Annotated in this window: 12 protein-coding genes; 4 read left to right on the top strand and 8 right to left on the bottom strand. The window is 66.3% G+C overall.

Features of this window, described 5'->3' with window-relative positions; genetic code table 11:
• Position 1 precedes the first annotated feature (1 nt).
• Together C380_RS10045 and C380_RS10040 are read right to left on the bottom strand one after the other, a co-directional pair.
• Positions 2-2,554, bottom strand: coding sequence for a penicillin acylase family protein (locus C380_RS10045; protein ID WP_015013741.1), 2,553 nt, complete (start codon positions 2,552-2,554; stop codon positions 2-4).
• A gap of 114 nt (positions 2,555-2,668) precedes the next feature.
• Positions 2,669-3,598: an adenylate/guanylate cyclase domain-containing protein gene (locus C380_RS10040; protein WP_015013740.1), complete on the bottom strand. Its 930-nt coding sequence runs from the start codon at positions 3,596-3,598 to the stop codon at positions 2,669-2,671.
• Positions 3,599-3,989: 391 nt separating this feature from the next.
• Between C380_RS10040 and C380_RS10030 the strand changes: the two genes are divergently transcribed.
• Positions 3,990-4,349 (top strand): hypothetical protein, encoded by a 360-nt coding sequence (locus C380_RS10030; RefSeq protein ID WP_015013739.1) that lies wholly within the window; start codon positions 3,990-3,992, stop codon positions 4,347-4,349.
• A gap of 86 nt (positions 4,350-4,435) precedes the next feature.
• Here C380_RS10030 and C380_RS10025 read toward each other — a convergent pair whose 3' ends face one another.
• The 4 genes from C380_RS10025 to C380_RS10010 form a co-directional block, all read right to left on the bottom strand.
• The gene (locus tag C380_RS10025) at positions 4,436-5,419 is read right to left on the bottom strand and encodes an LD-carboxypeptidase (protein ID WP_015013738.1); all 984 of its coding nucleotides are present in this window, start codon (positions 5,417-5,419) and stop codon (positions 4,436-4,438) included.
• 84 nt (positions 5,420-5,503) lie between these two features.
• The gene (gene tadA, locus C380_RS10020; protein ID WP_015013737.1) at positions 5,504-6,895 is read right to left on the bottom strand and encodes a tRNA adenosine(34) deaminase TadA; all 1,392 of its coding nucleotides are present in this window, start codon (positions 6,893-6,895) and stop codon (positions 5,504-5,506) included.
• 58 nt (positions 6,896-6,953) lie between these two features.
• Positions 6,954-7,205 carry a hypothetical protein gene (locus C380_RS10015; RefSeq protein ID WP_015013736.1) on the bottom strand — a complete coding sequence of 84 codons (252 nt, stop codon included), beginning with the start codon at positions 7,203-7,205 and terminating at the stop codon, positions 6,954-6,956.
• Positions 7,206-7,356: 151 nt separating this feature from the next.
• The gene (locus tag C380_RS10010; protein ID WP_015013735.1) at positions 7,357-8,511 is read right to left on the bottom strand and encodes a branched-chain amino acid ABC transporter substrate-binding protein; all 1,155 of its coding nucleotides are present in this window, start codon (positions 8,509-8,511) and stop codon (positions 7,357-7,359) included.
• 196 nt (positions 8,512-8,707) lie between these two features.
• On the opposite strand from C380_RS10010, the gene C380_RS10005 reads away from it, so the two are divergent.
• From C380_RS10005 to C380_RS09995, 3 genes are all read left to right on the top strand, one after another.
• Positions 8,708-10,711 carry a U32 family peptidase gene (locus tag C380_RS10005; protein ID WP_015013734.1) on the top strand — a complete coding sequence of 668 codons (2,004 nt, stop codon included), beginning with the start codon at positions 8,708-8,710 and terminating at the stop codon, positions 10,709-10,711.
• A 54-nt stretch (positions 10,712-10,765) separates the two neighbouring features.
• Positions 10,766-13,459, top strand: coding sequence for a cation-translocating P-type ATPase (locus C380_RS10000; protein ID WP_043565323.1), 2,694 nt, complete (start codon positions 10,766-10,768; stop codon positions 13,457-13,459).
• 168 nt (positions 13,460-13,627) lie between these two features.
• Positions 13,628-14,911, top strand: a complete 1,284-nt coding sequence (locus tag C380_RS09995) for an O-acetylhomoserine aminocarboxypropyltransferase/cysteine synthase family protein (protein ID WP_015013732.1) — start codon at positions 13,628-13,630, stop codon at positions 14,909-14,911.
• A 317-nt stretch (positions 14,912-15,228) separates the two neighbouring features.
• Here C380_RS09995 and egtB read toward each other — a convergent pair whose 3' ends face one another.
• Positions 15,229-16,434 carry an ergothioneine biosynthesis protein EgtB gene (gene egtB / locus C380_RS09990; protein ID WP_015013731.1) on the bottom strand — a complete coding sequence of 402 codons (1,206 nt, stop codon included), beginning with the start codon at positions 16,432-16,434 and terminating at the stop codon, positions 15,229-15,231.
• 12 nt (positions 16,435-16,446) lie between these two features.
• Positions 16,447-17,364, bottom strand: a complete 918-nt coding sequence (gene egtD / locus C380_RS09985) for an L-histidine N(alpha)-methyltransferase (protein ID WP_015013730.1) — start codon at positions 17,362-17,364, stop codon at positions 16,447-16,449.
• Positions 17,365-17,456 lie beyond the last annotated feature (92 nt).

The raw sequence follows: 17,456 nt of genomic DNA, 5'->3' as shown, positions 1-17,456 counted from the left end.
GTTACTGTGCCGTCGGTGCGGGAGCCAGCGTCAGCTCGTGGGCCCAGCGTGCAGGCTGGCGTTGCAGCGCGCGGTAGCCCGTCTGCGCCCAGGTACTGCTCATGTCGCGGTAACGTGGCGAAAACACCAGACCGCTTTGCCCGGTCTGATAAATGAAGCGCGACTGCTCCAGGTCGGCCAAGTCGTACACAGCGCGCAGCGATGCGGCATGGCGGTTCACAAACGGGCCCTTGGCTTCGCCCGCGTTGTATTGCCCCACATTGACCGTGTAGGAATCGCCATGCGATGGTTCGCTCACGTCAAAAAAGCGGGCCAGCGCAGGCACATTGCCGAACGGCCGGTGCACGCTGAGTGCCGGGTGCGCCGCGCCCCAGCGCCATTGCGCGGGATCGGCGCCGTAGGCGGCCTGCAGCCGATCGAGCGCACGGCCCAGGGCTGCGGCCGACTGCTCTGCGCACGAGGAAGGCTGGCACCACCAGGAGTCGTTGCGCTCCAGAATGCCCTCCAGCGCGGCCCGGTAGTCGCGTTTGCCATAGGTGGCGGTGAACCGCGCCTCGCCGATGCGCGGCACGATCAGGCCACGCGCCAGCTCGTCGGTCCACGCGGCAAACACCAGGGGCGCTGCCTTGCCCGCATCCATCACGCCGTCAAAGCCTTGGAGCTGCTCTTGCGCAGCCGCCGCCAGCGGGTGCGATGACTTGGACTGCTGCAGGTAGGGCAGCAGCTTGCGCGTGGCCAGTGAGGTCACATCGCGGTGAATGGCCTGCATGCTTGCGGCGTCGTGCTTGTCGGTCGCCTCGATCAGCTGCGCAATGCGTTCGTAGCGGTAAGGCAAGGCCCAGTCTTGGGTCAGGTAGTGGGGATAGTCGGGCGCCGTCACCCGCTGGTTGGCGGTGGCTATCCAGCCCCGGGCGCCGTTGTCCTCCGGCGTCTGGTCATACGGCAGCCAGCCCTTCCAGTCGTACCGGGCGTCCCAGCCCGGCGAAGGCGCCACGCCCCGGATGTCGTTGGCAGGGTCTCGCACGGGCGCGCGGCCTGCGGCCTTGAAGCGGATGTTGCCCTGGTCATCAGCCGCCACCACGTTCTGCATCGGCGAGTGGTAGTGCGACAGGGCCGCGAACAACGCGTCCACCGATTTCGCCTGGTTGGTCTGCAGGCCCGCCAGCACCGTCTGGTTGTCGGCATCAAGCGCGCTCCAGCGCAGCGCCAGCACGTATTTGCCAAGGTCCAGCACATCGGCATGCGACTTCTGCGCATCGCTCAACACGGGGCCGTGCCGCGTGCTGCGCACCTTCAGGGCGACATCGGCCTGCCCTTTCACACGGATGGTTTCGTCACGCACCGTGAAGGGCGCCCAGCCCTCGGGCGTGCGGTACTGCGAGGCGTCGGCGGGGTTGATCTGCTCCAGGTACAGGTCCTGCACGTCCGGGCCCGTGTTGGTGAAGCCCCAGGCCACTTTGTCCGTGCGGCCCAGCACCACAAAAGGCATGCCGGGCAAGGTGGCGCCCACCGCGTCGATGGCGCCCATGGGGGTGCCGTCAGACGCCTGGCCTGCGGGCGCCTGCAGGCCTGCAAAGTACCAGATGGCGGGTGCCGACAGGCCCAGGTGCGGGTCGTTGGCCAGCAGCGGTTTGCCACTCACGGTGCGGGTGCCTGCCAGCACCCAGTTGTTGCTGCCCTTGCCCTCGTTGGTGCCCGCATTGCGAGTCAGCTCGTCGGCCCAGGCCAGCATGCCGGCACTGATCTGGCGGGACAGGGGCCCGTCGCCCAGCGCGGCAGATGCAGCCTCCCGATCGGCCAACGCTGTAGCTGCGGACGGTGCAGCAGAAGCGTTGGCATCGGTGGCGCGGTACACCCCCAGTTGCCGGTACAACGCGGCCAGGTCGGCCGAGGCTGCGGGGCGCTCGCCCGGGTACGGCGGCATCAGCTGCCACAGGCGCTCGGTGTCCAGCGTTTTGGCAACGGACAGGCGCGCAAACTCGTTGCCCCAGTTGCCGCCCAGGTCCAGCGCCATCATCAACGCCCAGCCCACGCTGTCCTCGGGCTCCCACACCGCGCCTGTGGCCCCACCGGGCTGAACACCCAGGATGTGGAACTCCGGCGGCAGCGTCTGGGGGCGGTTCTGGTGAAAGGCATGGATGCCCTGGCTGTATGCCTGCAGGGCCTCCCGGGCATACAAAGGCAGGCCTGCGTACTGCCGCTTGGCCGTGCCCATGATGTCCAACGTGCGCATGAGCTTGTCGGTCTCCAGCGTGGCGGGCCCGAACACCTCGGACAGCTCGCCATGCATCACGCGGCGGTTGAACTCCAGCTGCCAAGTGCGCTCCTGCGCGTGCACGTAGCCCATGGCAAACCAGGCATCCTGCGGGCTCTGCGCGCGGATGTGGGTCACATCGGCGCCATCGCGCTGCACCTGCACGGCCTGGCGCAGGCCCTTGACCACCAGCTTGCCATCCAGCGTCGCAAAGCTGCGCTGCACATACACGGCAGCCCCCGTGCCAGCCAGCAAGGCCGCCACCACCAGCCCGACGGCCGTTCGCTTCATCCACGTCATGTCTCGTGTCTCCTGATTGTTCTGGGTTGTTTGTATTGGTTGGGAAGTGAGAAGGGCTGCACGCTGACCAGAAGCCCGCCGCACAGCAACAGCCAGCGGCCCCGGCCCAAGGCCTCAGCCCAGATGAACGCTGGTGCCGGACACCTGAAAGTTCATGACCGGGGCACTGGACTCGGTGAAAGGAACCCCCAGCGCAATCTGCCCCGTGCCATGCAGGATGCAGGCATCGCGGCGCAGCCGCACGGGCGAGTCGCTGCCGTCAAACCGCACCCAGGTGCCAAAGCTGCTCATGTCGGTCAGCACAAAGCCGCTGTTGCGCCAGTCGATGCGCGCATGCAGTCGTGAGACGCGGGGGTCGTTGATGCACAGCTGGGCATGGGTGGCACGCCCCACATGCACGGGCGCGTCCGACGAGGTGAACGACATGTCCACGCCATGCCAGGAAAACTGGATCTGCCCCAGGATGGAATCGGCCGGGGCAAAGCTGCTGACCAGCGCCGCCTGCATGGTGAGCGAGTCAGGCTCTTCGTTCTCGCGCCACTCCACCTGGTAGAGCATCTGCAGCTCGGCCTTGCCGCGAATTTCCATCAGGCCCAGCTTGCGGTACCACACATCGGCAGCGGCCCCCGCCAGCAGCACAGTCGTCTCGGTGGCCCAGATTTCGGCGGGGCCCGCGCGCTCGCACAGGCGAGAGGCCACATTGACGGCATCACCGTAACAGTCGCCATCCACATCGACCACCTCGCCACTGGCCACTCCCACGCGGATGTCCATGCGCAGCGGCTGCGGCCACCGGTCCAGACGTGCCTGGTGCTGGCGCAGCATGTGAGTGGTGGCAGTCACGGCACTGGCCGCATCACCAAACACACACAAAACCCCGTCGCCCAGCTTCTTGACCACGCGGCCCGCATGCGCCTCGATGGTGTCACTGATCCACTGCGTGACCTGAGTCACCGCCTCGGTGGCGCGCTCGTTGCCCAGCGTTTCATACAACGAGGTGCTGCCCGAGATGTCTGCGAAGACCACCGTCGACAACACACTCATGAACGATGGCCGATTAGTAACATCATGTGAATCAGTTTAGTGCAAGCTCAACGAAGACGCACCTAACAAAGCGTCAACAATCCTTTGCCAAGGTCTTTGCAGGCCAGAGAGGCCTGCCGTCATGGCCCGGCCATCGGTTCGGAGGCGCTCCATGAGGGTGCCGGAGCGGCCACCTTCCTGCGCTCCCACCATCGCCTTAGGCTGCACAACGGCTCGGGCGCCCCAGCCACACTTGGACCCCGCGAACATTCGTGCGGAATGCGTAAAAGTTCGCAACAAACCGGGACATCGTGTTGTCTTTATGCAAAAACAGGAGCGCCACCCTTGCGTCAATCCTGAGTCCCGCTTACTTTGATCGACCCTGTTACAAAAACCGCACTTCCCTCCGCACATGCGCTGGAACAAGCCCAATCTCCGCAACAACCTGCACGACCTGCTCGGCCGTGACAAGCCGTCTTCGACGGCGTGGGTGCGCGACCAGGGTCTGGAAGAAGTGCGGCGTGCCATGCTGCACAGCCTGATGGGGCTGACCGGGTGCGAAGTGGCGCGCATGAACATGCGCCTGCGCTATGCGGGCGATATTGAAGCGCTGTGGTACCTGCGCAGCGATTTGCTCGACACGCTCACCCTGTTGCGCGGCGAGACCACTGCTCAAACGGTGCTGGACCGGATCACGCCGATGTTCCAGGGACAGTTGCCCCTGTCGCTGCGGGTGCCGCAAATGCCGCACGCACCCCGTGCGCACCTGTGAAATTCTGAGATTGCGGCCCTGAGCGCCTGGGCCCGTTTACCTTTGGCGCCCGGGTCAGGGCCGCCCCAGCGGAGGCCCTCCCCCCCTCAGTGCTGGTGCCCCCAATAGATCAGCGCGTCCCGCTCTTCCACCGACAACGACACCGTGGCGCCCACGGGCAGCAATACCTTGGTCTCGACATGCCCGAACGGCAGGTTGGTCAGCACGGGAGCCTTGATCTGGGTGCGCAGCCAGTCCACCACCGACTGCAGCTTATAGCCCTTGTCGTGCGGCGCCAGCTTGAAATTGGTGAACTGCCCCAGCACCACGGCCTTTTGCTGGGCCAGCACACCGGCATGCAGCAGCTGGGTCAGCATGCGTTCAATGCGGTAGGGATGCTCGTGCACATCTTCTACAAACAGCACTCCGCCCTTGACCTGCGGGAAATACGGCGTACCCACCAGCGATGCCAGCACTGCGAGGTTGCCGCCCCACAGGGTGGCGCTTTTCACATAGACGTTGGGCACAGCCGGCTTGCCAGTGGTGGCATGGGGCTTTTCCTTGTGCATGCGCCAGCCAGTGCCCTCGCCGTGACCGGTCAGCAGGTCTTCAAAGCAGGCTTCCATGATGTCGTCGGGCTCGCCCTCCACCCCAAAATCGGCCCCCAGTGAGGGCCCCGCCCAGGTGGTGGCCCCGGTTTGGGCCAACACGGCGGTCTGGAAGGCGGTAAAGTCGCTCACGCCCACAAAGTGCGTGCCCTTTTCGATGGCCTTGGCAACCGCCTTGTAGCGGATGCCCGGCAGGATGCGCGTGAGGCCATAGCCCCCGCGCGAGATCAGCGCCACATCGGCGCCGCTGGCCGCTGCACGGTGGATAGCAGCCAGCCGGGTGGCGTCGTCACCCGCAAAACGCGTGTGCGTGGCCAGCGCGTCCACATCCACCTCCACCTCATGGCCCTGGGCCTTGAGCCGCGCAATGCCTCGCTTGAAGGCCGCCTTGTCGCGCACGGCGCTGGAGGGCGAATAAATGTAGATGTGCTTGGGACCGTGGTCGTGGTCGCACTGGGAGTGGTCGTGATGGTGGTCGTGCAAAGCGCTCAGGCCCCGATGGGGCCTGCTCCGTAAACAGGGGGAATGCCCGGCGCCCCATGCAGTCAGGCGGCGCCAGCGGGCACATCAGTGGCTGAAGTATTCCACAGCCCGCGCGGCAATGGCCTCGCCATGCTCCTGAACAAAGTGGCCCGCATGGGGCAGCAACACCGGTTCGGGGCATCCACGGATGTGGCGTTGCAGCGCCCGCATGGTGGGCAACCCCAGCACCGGGTCTTGCGCACCCACCACCATCAGGCTGCGGCCTTGCCACTGGTGGTGCCAGAAGTCGCGGGCTGTACGCGATAGCGCCGCGCCGGCGTCGTCCAACGCGGCGGGGACACGTTCGGGAAACGCCCGCAGCGCGGCACGGTAACCCTTGTCGGGGAAAGGTGCATCGTAGGCCGCGCACTCAGCAGGGCTGAGGTGCGGATTGCCGCGTACCAACAGGCGCCCCACCCCGTACAACGGCTTGTCGCGGCACATCGCGCGCCAGTCCACAAAGCCCTGCGGCAATGGCGTGTCGCCCGTGGCCAACAGCGTGTTCATCACCAGCAGGCCGCCAAACCGCTCGGGCATCGCCATGGGCAGCGTGAGGCCCAGGATGCCGCCCCAGTCCTGCACCACCAGCACGACATTGCGCAGGTCCAGCCGCTCGACCAGCTCCAGCAGCACCTGGCGGTGCCATTCGAACTGGTGCGCCCCCTCCTTCTTGGGCTTGTCGCTTTTGCCAAAGCCGATCAGGTCGGGTGCCACCGCGCGGTCGCCCGCAGCCAGAAAGGCCGGCAGCATGCGGCGATAGAGGTAGCTCCAGGCCGGGTTGCCATGCAGGCACAGCCAGGTGCGGCGGGCATCGCGCGGGCCTTCATCCAGGTAGTGCAGACGCAAGCCCGCCAGACTGGGCAGGTCGCTGAGGTAGTGGGGAGCCCAGGGGTAGCCGGGCAGGTTCGCAAAAGCCTCCTCGGGTGTGCGCAAGGCATCGTCACGCAGGGGGTGGCGGGCCAATGCCTCGGCGCGTTGCTGGCGGCGGCGCTGCGCAAAAAAGTGGCTCAGCAGGCCACCACATTCTTCGGCCAGTACCCCGCCCTGCACCTCGGTCTGGTGGTTGATCTCGGCATGCCCAAACAGGTTGAGCACTGAGCCTGCCGCCCCGGTCTTGGGTTCCACCGCGCCATACACCACCCGCGCCAGCCGCGCGTGCAGCATGGCGCCACTGCACATGGCGCAGGGCTCCAGCGTCACATACAGGCTGCAGCCGTCGAGCCGGTAGTTGCCCAAGCGCTGGGCTGCCGCACGCAGGGCGACGATCTCGGCATGGGCCGTCGGGTCGTGGCCTTGCACCGGGGCATTGCGGCCAGTGGCGATGACCTGGCCGTCCTTGACCACGATGGCGCCCACGGGCACCTCGCCCGCGCTGGCTGCGGCTTGCGCCTCGGCCAGGGCCAGTCGCATCCAGTGCGCATCGTCGGCGGTTTTCATCACTATATTTTCAATAGCATCCAAGGCATGAAGTATCAGCGCTTGAAGCCGATCTGGCTCATTTTTTCTCGTCTTCGGGCATGGGGTGTGCCTGTTGCATCAGGCCTTCTACCTGCTGCTTGACCTGCTGCTGCATCTGCTGGCTCTGCTCACGCACCGTGCCGGTGGGTGCCGAAGCAGGGGCCGCCGCACCCGTAGCGGTCTGTAGCGCAGGCACGGGGGCACGCGTGGCCGCGAGTTGCTTCTTGGCCAGCAGGCCCACGATGGCCAGCACCACCACCAGTCCAACCAATCCAAACAGTGCGCGCATACCTGGGCTCCTTGGCGGGCGCCGGCGGCCCGCGGGTTCTTGCAATGGGGCCTGACTGTAAAGCCAAACGCCGCATGAACGCCGAATGCAAAAACGGCCGCACAAGGCGGCCGTTGGGGCAAGAGTGGTCAAGCCACCGAGGCGAACGGCCTCAGTTCAACGCCACGCGGCTGCCGTCCTTGAATGTGTACAAGGTCACGGCGGGGGTGGTCAGCTCGCCCTTGGCGGTGAAGGCAATGTTGGCTGTCACGCCCTTGTACTCGGTCTTGGCCAGGAAAGGCGTGAACACCTTGGGGTCCACCGAGTTGGCGCGCTTCATCGCGTCGGCCAGCACCATGGCAGCGTCATAGGCGTAGGGGCTGTAGATCTGGAACTGGCCGGGGAACTTGGCGTCGTAGCGCTTCTTCCAGTCCGAACCGCCCTGCATCTTGTCCACCGACGCACCGCCCGTGGCGCAGGTCACGTTTTTCAGCGCCGGCGTCTTGCCCGACAGTTCGGGCAGCTTCTCGGTGCACAGGGCATCGCCGCCAAAGAACTTCACGTTGCCCAGGCCCAGCTGCTCCATCTGGCGCAGCATGGGGCCGGCCTGCGCGTCCAGGCCGCCGTAGAAGATCGCGTCGGGCTTCTTGTTCTTGATGGCGGTGAGGATGGCCATGAAGTCGGTGGCCTTGTCGTTGGTGAACTCCTCGGCCACCACCTTCAGGCCCTTCTGCTGTGCCGTGGCCTTGAAGACCGAGGCCACGCCCTGGCCGTAGGCCGTGCGGTCGTCGATGATGGCCACGTTCTTGAGCTTGAGGTGGTCCGCGCCAAACAGCGCCAGCGCAGCGCCCAGCGCGTTGTCGTTGGCGATCAGGCGGAAGGTGGTCTTGTGGCCGGGCTTCGTCAGGTCGGGGTTGGAGGCCGAGGCCGTGATGTGCGGCAGGTCGCACTTGGCGTAGATGGCCGATGCGGGGATGGACGTGCCCGACTGCAGGTGGCCCACCACGCCCGCCACCTTCTGGTCGCAGAGCTTTTGCGCCACGGCGGTGGCCTGGCGCGGGTCGCCCGCGTCGTCTTCGGCCGCGATTTCAAACTTGATCTTCTTGCCACCGATGACGAGGTTTTGGGCGTTCAGGTCGTCAATGGCCAAGCGCACGCCGTTTTCCGTGTCCTTGCCGATGTGGGCAATGCCGCCCGACACCGGGCCTGCGTGGGCGATCTTGACGGTTTGCACGTCCTGGGCGGAGGCCAGGTTGGCCGCCAGCGCAAGGGCGGTCAGGGCAGAAATACGGAACAGGGGCGAAGAAGCGAAAACGGGGCGCAGCACAGTACAAAGTCTCCTGGGTCGGTCAAAGCAGTCTGTTGTGCACCGAACTTGTACACAACAAACCCTGCATCGTAGCCACCCGAACCCTCATTTCTGGAAAATTACTAAGCAAACTTAGTAATTTGCTCCAGCATTAACCGGGCTAATGCGTCCGGCGCGCACCGCCCGGCAAGCCAGGCTGGGATAATCACGCCCCATGTCCCTCCTGCCCCACCAGCTCGAACTGCTATCGCCTGCGCGCGACGCAGACATTGGCATTGAAGCCATCAACCACGGCGCCGATGCCGTCTACATCGGCGGCCCGGCCTTTGGCGCGCGGGCCAGCGCGGGCAATGACATCCGGGACATTGAGCGCCTGGTGAAGCACGCCCACCGCTTCAACAGCCGCATTTTCATCACGCTCAACACCATCCTGCGCGACGATGAGCTGGAGGCTGCGCGCCAGATGGCCTGGCAGGTGTACGAGGCTGGCGCGGACGCATTGATCATCCAGGACATGGGCCTGCTCGAAATCGACCTGCCCCCCATCCAGCTGCACGCCAGCACCCAAACCGACATCCGCACGCCTGAAAAGGCGCGTTTTCTGCAAGACGCAGGCCTGTCGCAAATCGTGCTGGCGCGCGAGCTCACGGTGCAGCAGATTGCCGCCGTGCACAAGGCGCTGGGCCCGGTGGATGCCCCCGGCCGCGCCAACATTGAATTCTTCATCCACGGAGCGCTGTGTGTGGCCTACAGCGGCCAGTGCAACATCAGCCATGCGCAAACGGGCCGCAGCGCCAACCGGGGCGACTGCAGCCAGGCCTGCCGCCTGCCCTACCAGGTGACGGATGCGCAAGGCCGCTTCATCGCGCACGACAAGCATGTGCTGAGCATGAAGGACAACAACCAGTCCGACAACCTGCGTGCTCTCATCGACGCAGGCGTGCGCAGCTTCAAGATCGAAGGGCGCTACAAGGACATGGGCTATGTGAAGAACATCACCGCCCACTACCGCACGCTGCTGGACGAGATCATCGAAGAGCGCGAGGCGCAGGGCCGGCCGCTGTCGCGCTCGTCCAGCGGGCGCACCACTTTCACATTCAAACCCGACCCGCTCCAGAACTTCAACCGCGAGTTCACCGACTACTTTGTCACCGGGCGCAAGGAAGACATCGGCGCCTTCGACACCCCCAAGAACCCCGGCCAGGCCATCGGCTGGGTGACCAAGGTGGGCCCCGACTTTGTGGAGCTGGAAGTGAGCGACCCCGCCACCGTGCTGCACAACGGCGATGGCCTGTGCTACTACGACCTGCACAAGGAGCTGGTGGGCATGGCCATCAACGTGGCCGAGCCGGTGTCGGCCCGCAGCGTGGGCCAGTGGCGCGTGTACCCCAAGGACCCGATGGAAGGCTTCAAGGATCTGCGCAAGGGCACCGAGGTCAACCGCAACCGCGACATGGACTGGGTGCGCACGCTGGAGAAAAAGTCCAGCGACCGCCGCATCGGCCTGTGGGCGCACCTGAGCGAAACGCCCACAGGCTTCAGCCTGATGCTGACCGACGAAGACGGCAACGTGGGCAGTGCCGACGTGCAGCAGCCCCACCAGCCCGCCACCGATGCCACCAAGGCCGAAGCCAGCCTGCGCGAGCAACTGGGCCGCTTTGGCGCGACGGTGTTTGCGGTGCACGACATTGCACTGCAGTTGTCGCAGCCGTGGTTTGTGCCCGCCTCGGTGCTCAACGCGCTGCGCCGCGATGCCGTGGCCGACCTGGAGGCCAACCGCGCCAGCAACTTTGCCCGCCTGCCGCGTGCGACACCGGTGGAGCCCCCTGTGCCCTACCCCGAGGACACGCTCTCCTTCCTGGGCAATGTGTTCAACCACAAGGCCCATGACTTCTACGTGCGCCACGGCGTGAAGGTGATCGCTGCGGCCTACGAGGCGCATGAAGAAGAAGGCGAAGTCAGCCTCATGATCACCAAGCACTGCGTGCGCTTTTCCATGAGCCTGTGCCCCAAGCAGGCCAAGGGCGTGACGGGCGTGCAGGGCACCATCAAGGCCGAACCCTTGATGTTGATCAATGGCAAGGAGAAGCTAACCTTGCGCTTTGACTGCAAGCCCTGTGAAATGCACGTGGTGGGCAAGATCAAGCGCCAGGTGCTGAACCAGGTGCCAGAAGCCCCGCTCCAGTTCTACAAAGCCCGGCCGCAAGTCGCGCACTAAGGCAACGCAAAGAAGTCCTTGCGTGGGCATGCGGCCCGTTTCACCGATCGCCGCATGTCCCCAACCACCGCGCCGCACCTGCACCCCACCGAGGCCGTCGCCCAGGCCCATGGCGTCGACCCTGACGCGGGCCTGCACGCCGACGAAGCGCAGCGCCGCAGCACCACCCATGGCGCCAACGAATTGGCCGCATCGCAAGACCGCCCCTGGTGGCGTCTGCTGGCCGACCAATTCAAAGACTTCATGGTGCTGGTGCTGCTGGGCGCAGCGGTCATCTCAGGGCTGGTGGGTGAGGTCACCGACACGCTGGTGATCCTTGTCATCGTGGTGCTCAACGCCGTCATCGGCTTTGTGCAGGCCTGGCGCGCCGACCAGGCCATGGCTGCATTGCGGCAACTGGCGGCGGCGCACGCCACCGTGCTGCGCGGCGGCATGGTACAGGTCCTACCCGCCACTGAGCTGGTGCCCGGCGACATCGTGCTGCTGGAGGCGGGCAACCAGATCCCGGCCGACCTGCGGCTCATCGAGATTGCGCAGCTGCAGGTGGATGAATCGGCCCTCACGGGCGAGTCCGTCACCGTGGCCAAACAGACCGAAGCCCTGGCGGCCGAAGACGTGGGCGCGCTGGGCGACCGCACCAACATGGCCTTCAAGGGCACCACGGCCACCCATGGCCGCGCACGCGGGCTGGTGGTGGCCACCGGCATGCACACCGAGCTGGGCAAGGTCGCCAAGCTGCTTGACACCGGCGACCGCAGCACGCCGCTGCAACTGCGCCTGGCGGCCTTTGGCAAGCGCCTCGCGATGGCGGTGCTGGGCATCTGCGCGGTGATCTTTGTGGTGGGCGTGCTGCGTGGCGAGGCCCCGTTGCTGATGGCGCTCACCGCCATCAGCCTGGCCGTGGCCGCCATCCCCGAGGCCCTGCCCGCCGTGGTGACCGTGCTGCTGGCCCTGGGCGCGCGCCGCATGGTGGCCGTGCACGCGCTGGTGCGGCGCCTGCCGTCGGTGGAGACGCTGGGCTCGGTCACCACCATCTGCTCGGACAAGACCGGCACCCTGACCCAAAACCGCATGCATGCCGAGCTGCTGCTGGCCCACGGCGTACGCTGGGTGCCTGGCGACCCCCTGCCCGGCACCGCCCACGCCGAGGCCCTGCGCGCTGCCGCGCTGTGCAACGACGCCACGCTACAGGCAAAGGCCGAAGATGGTCAGTCAGGCACCCAGTGGCTGGGCGACCCCACTGAAACCGCGCTGGTGCTGGCCGCCCACGCGGGCGGGCTGGATAAGGCCCTGCTTGACGCCGCCAGCCCCCGCGTGCAGGAGCAGCCCTTTGACTCCGACCGCAAGCGCATGACCACCTTCCACCGTGCGGCGCAAGGCTTTGTGGCCTACACCAAAGGCGCGCCCGAATCCGTGCTGCCCCGCTGCACCGCCCACTGGACGCCCGAAGGCGCAGCCGCACTCGACACCGCCAAGGTCCTCGGCACTGCCCAGCAGCTCGCAGCCCAGGGCCTGCGCGTACTGGCCCTGGCCCGCCGCAGCCACGCCCGCCTGCCCGACACCAACGACATCGACGCGGTGGAAAACCAGCTGGAGCTGCTGGGCCTGATCGCCCTCATCGACCCACCCCGCCCCGAGGCCCAGGCCGCAGTGCGCGACTGCATCAGCGCGGGCATCACGCCAGTGATGATCACGGGCGACCACCCCGCCACCGCGCGCGCCATTGCGCACCGGCTGGGTATCGTGCGCAGTGCCGATGCTCCGGTGCTGACCGGCGCCGACCTGGCCACATTGGACGATGCCGCGCTGCTGGCCAAGGTAGAGCAGGTGCAGGTCTATGCCCGCGTGGACCCGGCGCAGAAGATCCGCATCGTCGAGGCCCTGCAGGGCCAGGGCCATTTTGTGGCCATGACGGGCGATGGCGTGAACGACGCCCCGGCGCTCAAACGCGCCGACATCGGCGTGGCCATGGGACAGGGCGGCACCGACGTGGCACGCGAGGCATCCAGCCTGGTGCTGCTGGACGACAACTTCGCCACCATCGTCGCGGCGGTGCGCGAGGGCCGCCGCATCTACGACAACATCCGCAAGTTCGTGCGCTACGCCATGACGGGCAACTCGGGCGAGATCTGGACCATCTTTCTTGCGCCACTGTTGCTGTTGCCCATTCCGCTGCTGCCCATCCACATCCTGTGGGTCAACCTGGTCACTGACGGCCTGCCGGGCCTGGCACTGGCGGCCGAGCCGGCCGAGCGCGGCATCATGCAGCGCCCGCCCCGCGCGCCGCGCGAGAGCCTGTTTGCCCACGGCATGTGGCAGCACATCCTGGGCGTGGGCCTGCTCATTGGCGGGCTGTGTCTGGCCGTGCAGGCCTGGGCGCTGCACACCGGCCATGCGCACTGGCAGACCATGGTGTTCACCGTGCTCACGCTGGCGCAGATGGCGCATGTGATCGCCATCCGGTCCGAGTCCGAGCCCATCTGGCGTCTGGGCCTGTGGAGCAACCGCCCGCTGCTGGGCGCCGTGCTGCTGACCTTTGCGCTGCAGTTGGCGACCATCTATGTGCCCTGGCTCAACCCCATCTTCCGCACCGAGCCGCTGAGCCTGGGCGAGCTGGCGCTGTGCATCGGCGCCGCGCTGGTGGTGCTGGTGGTGGTCGAGATCGAGAAGGCCTGGCGACGCAGCCAGCCACAGCGGCGCACCACGCCAGAGTCCAGCGACAGCGCACTGGACGAGCCTGCGACCTGAGGGCACTCCCGGCACGCAAGAACGTCATAAGCACATAGCCAACGATTCGATGACGCCGTGGGCCAGCGGTGCCAGAATGGCCCGCGCCATCGGCACATACGGCTCCGCCCAGCACGGGTAGAGGCCGGTTGCCCCACTCCCTTCCCTTCAACGAAAGAGACAAGCTGCATGAAAATCGAGACCCTGGCCGTTCACGCTGGCTACAGCCCCGACCCCACCACCAAGGCCGTGGCCGTGCCCATCTACCAGACGGTGGCCTATGCGTTTGACAGCGCCCAGCACGGCGCCGACCTGTTCGACCTGAAGGTGCCGGGCAACATCTACACCCGCATCATGAACCCCACGACCGACGTGCTTGAAAAGCGCGTCGCGGCGCTCGAAGGCGGCATCGCCGCGCTGGCCGTGGCCTCGGGCATGGCAGCTATCACCTACGCCATCCAGACCATTGCCGAGGCGGGCGACAACATCGTGTCAGCCAGCACGCTGTATGGCGGCACCTACAACCTGTTTGCCCACACGCTGCCGCAGCAAGGCATCACCACCCGCTTTGCCGACCCGCGCGACCCGGCCAGTTTTGCGCATCACATCGATGCGCGCACCAAGGCCATCTTCATCGAGTCCATCGGCAACCCGCTGGGCAACGTGACCGACATCGCTGCCATCGCCAAGGTGGCGCATGACCACGGCGTGCCGCTGATCGTGGACAACACCGTGCCCAGCCCCTACCTGCTGCGCCCCATCGAGCACGGCGCCGACATCGTGGTGCACTCGCTCACCAAGTACCTGGGCGGCCACGGCAACAGCGTGGGCGGCGCGATTGTGGACAGCGGCAAGTTTCCGTGGGCGCAGCACAAGGCGCGCTTCCCGCGACTGAACGAGCCCGATGTGAGCTACCACGGCGTGGTCTACACCGAAGCCCTGGGCCCCGCCGCCTTCATCGGCCGTGCGCGCGTGGTGCCGCTGCGCAACACGGGCGCGGCACTGTCGCCGCAAAGCGCGTTCCTGATCCTGCAGGGCATCGAGACCCTGGCCCTGCGCATGGACCGCATCTGCGACAACACGCTGGCCATTGCCAAGTACCTGCAGAGCCACCCCAAGGTGGAATGGGTGCGCTACGCGGGCCTGCCCGACCACCCCGACCACGCGGTGGTGCAGCGCCAGTCGGGCGGCAAGGCCTCGGGCATCCTGAGCTTCAGTGTGAAGAACAGCGACGCAGACCCGCGCGCGGCCGGTGCGCGCTTCCTGGATGCTTTGCAACTCTTCACACGCCTCGTCAACATTGGCGATGCGAAGTCGCTGGCCACGCACCCAGCATCCACCACCCACCGCCAGCTCAACCCCGAAGAACTGGCCAAGGCCGGTGTGAGCGAAGGCATGGTGCGCCTGTCGGTCGGCATCGAGCACATCGATGACCTGCAGGCCGACTTGGCGCAGGCACTCGACAAGGTCTGATGTGCAAAGGGCCATGCGCCTCCCAAGCGCATGGCCAGGCACCCTTCAGCGTAGTTTTGAGGCTTTTTGGGCTCTTCTAGCGAATAGTAGTGATGGAAATCGCCGCACGTCTGTAAACGACGATTTCGAAGTACAACATTTATCGAGTGCATCACTAGCATTCGCTAGAAGAGCCGCTTTTTGCGTCCAAGCGCTAGTGGAATATGCGCTGACAGCTACATATTTAATAGCAAACAGGTTCACAGCGCATGGCGACATCGTCATGCCCGCCCCAGCGCGACAGGTCGATGGCGGTCAGCGCCGGGCGCTGGCCGTCTTCACCCGAGGTCGCGTGCCAGCCGAATGCCCGTGAACTGCCAGCGCGCCGTGGCCGGAAAGAAGTTGCGGTAGGTCAGCCGCTCGTGCCCTGGCGGCGTGGCGCTGGACGAACCCCGCAGCACGTACTGGTTGACCATGAACTTGCCGTTGTACTCACCCACGGCGCCGTCCGCCACCCGAAAGCCCGGGTATGGCGCGTAGCTGGACTGCGTCCACTGCCACGCAGCGCCGTGCCATTGCGCCGTGCCTGCGGTACCCTGCGCGGCCGCATGCTCCCATTCGGCTTCGGTGGGCAGGCGCGCGCCCACCCAGCGCGCGTAGGCATCGGCCTCGTAGTACGACAGATGTACCACTGGCTGCTCGCCCTGCAGCGGCTGCAGCCCCGCCAGCGTAAAGTGGTGCCAGGCGCCGTCGATGCGATGCCAGTACAGCGGCTGCTCCAGGCCCTGCGCCGCCCGCCAGTCCCAGCCTTCGGCCAGCCAGAGCAGCGGGTTGCGGTAGCCGCCCGCTTCCACAAACGCCAGGTACTCGGCCTGCGTTAACAGCCGCGAGGCCAGTGCATACGGGTGCAGATACACCCGATGGCGCGGGCCCTCGTTGTCAAAGGCAAAGCCGCTGCCTGCGTGGCCGATGTCGGTCAGCCCCGCGTCAAACGAGTGCCACGCCAGCGCCCCGGCGGGCTCCAGCGCCACAGCGTCAGACGCCTTGGCATAGGCGGGAAACAAGGGGTTGCAGGACAGCAGGTGCAGGATGTCGGTGAGTATCAGCTCCTGGTGCTGCTGCTCATGCTGCAGGCCCAGCTCGATCAGGCCGCGCAGCGCGTCGTCGTGCGCCACGGTGGGCCACAGGCGCGCCATGCGGGCGTCCACGTTGGCCCGGTAGGCGAGCACCTCGTCCAGCGATGGCCGCGTGAGCAGCCCGCGCTGCGGGCGCGGGTGCTTGGCGCCCACACCGTTGTAGTAGGAGTTGAACAGCACACGGAACGCCGGTGCAAACGGCTGGAAACCGGGCTCGTGGGCCTCAAGCATAAAGGTCTCAAAGAACCAGGTGGTGTGGGCCAGGTGCCATTTGGTGGGGCTGGCATCAGGCATGGACTGCGCGGCGCAGTCCTCGGGCGACAGCGGGGCCGCCAGGGCCAGCGAGCGGCCGCGCACGGCGGTGTAGCGCGCCAGCAGCGTGTCGAATGCGGGGGATGTCACGGTCATGAATACCACCGGTCAAGGACGGGCGTGGACCACTGCAAACCAGCCCCGCTCGTCCGTCCACGCCTGGGCCTGCTCAAAGCCGGCGCGCGCGAGCATGTCGGTGAACACGGGCAGCGGGTACTTGTAGCTGTTCTCGGTGTGGATGCGCTCACCCCGGTCGAACCTGCGACCGCCGCCGGGCCAGCATACCTCGGTGTCAGAGGCCGCCTCCAGGTGCATCTCGATGCGCGACGCCTCGGTGTTGAAGAACGCGCGATGCTGCCACTGCGCTACGTCAAAGTCGCTGCCGATCAGGCGGTTCACATGCCGCAGCACATTGCGGTTGAACTCGGCAGTGACCCCTGCGGCATCGTCGTAGGCGGCTTCGAGCACCGCCACGTCCTTGGGCAAATCGATGCCGATCAGCAGACCACCATCATCGTCCACCAGTTCGCGCATGTGGGCCAGCAGATCCAGCGCGTGCGGCGGGTCGAAGTTGCCGATGGACGAGCCCGGGTAGAACACCAGGCGCCCGGTGCGGGGAATGTCGTCGGGCAGTGACACACCCAGCGTCATGTCACCCGCCAGCGCGCGGGCATCCAGCGCCGGAAACTCATCGCGCAGCCCCTGCACCGCCTGCTCCAGAAAATCCGCCGAAATGTCCACGCCCACAAAACAGGCCGGCTGCACCAGGCGGCACAGGGTGCGGGCCTTCTGGCAGTTGCCTGCGCCCAGCTCGATCAGGGTGCGCCCCGGGCCAATGGCATGGGCAATGCTGTCCGCATGCGCCTGCATCAGCGCCATCTCGGTGCGCGTGGGGTAGTACTCCGGCAGGCGCGTGATGGCCTCAAACAGCTGGGAGCCGTGCTGGTCGTAAAAGTACTTGGGGGAGATGCGTGCGGGCCGCTGAGTAAGCCCGTGCGTGATGTCGGAATAGCGAGGCAGGAGCATGGGTCGTCAAGACGTTGGTGCGGCAGCGCCGCCGGTGGGTCAAAAGCAGAGGCGCCTGGGATGCCCGCCTTGCGGCACACCCCACGCGCTCC

The organism is Acidovorax sp. KKS102 (assembly GCF_000302535.1).
Lineage (GTDB): Bacteria > Pseudomonadota > Gammaproteobacteria > Burkholderiales > Burkholderiaceae_C > Acidovorax.
The sequence above is the reverse complement of the archived record's forward strand: the minus strand, read 5'-3'. Positions and strand labels throughout refer to the sequence as shown.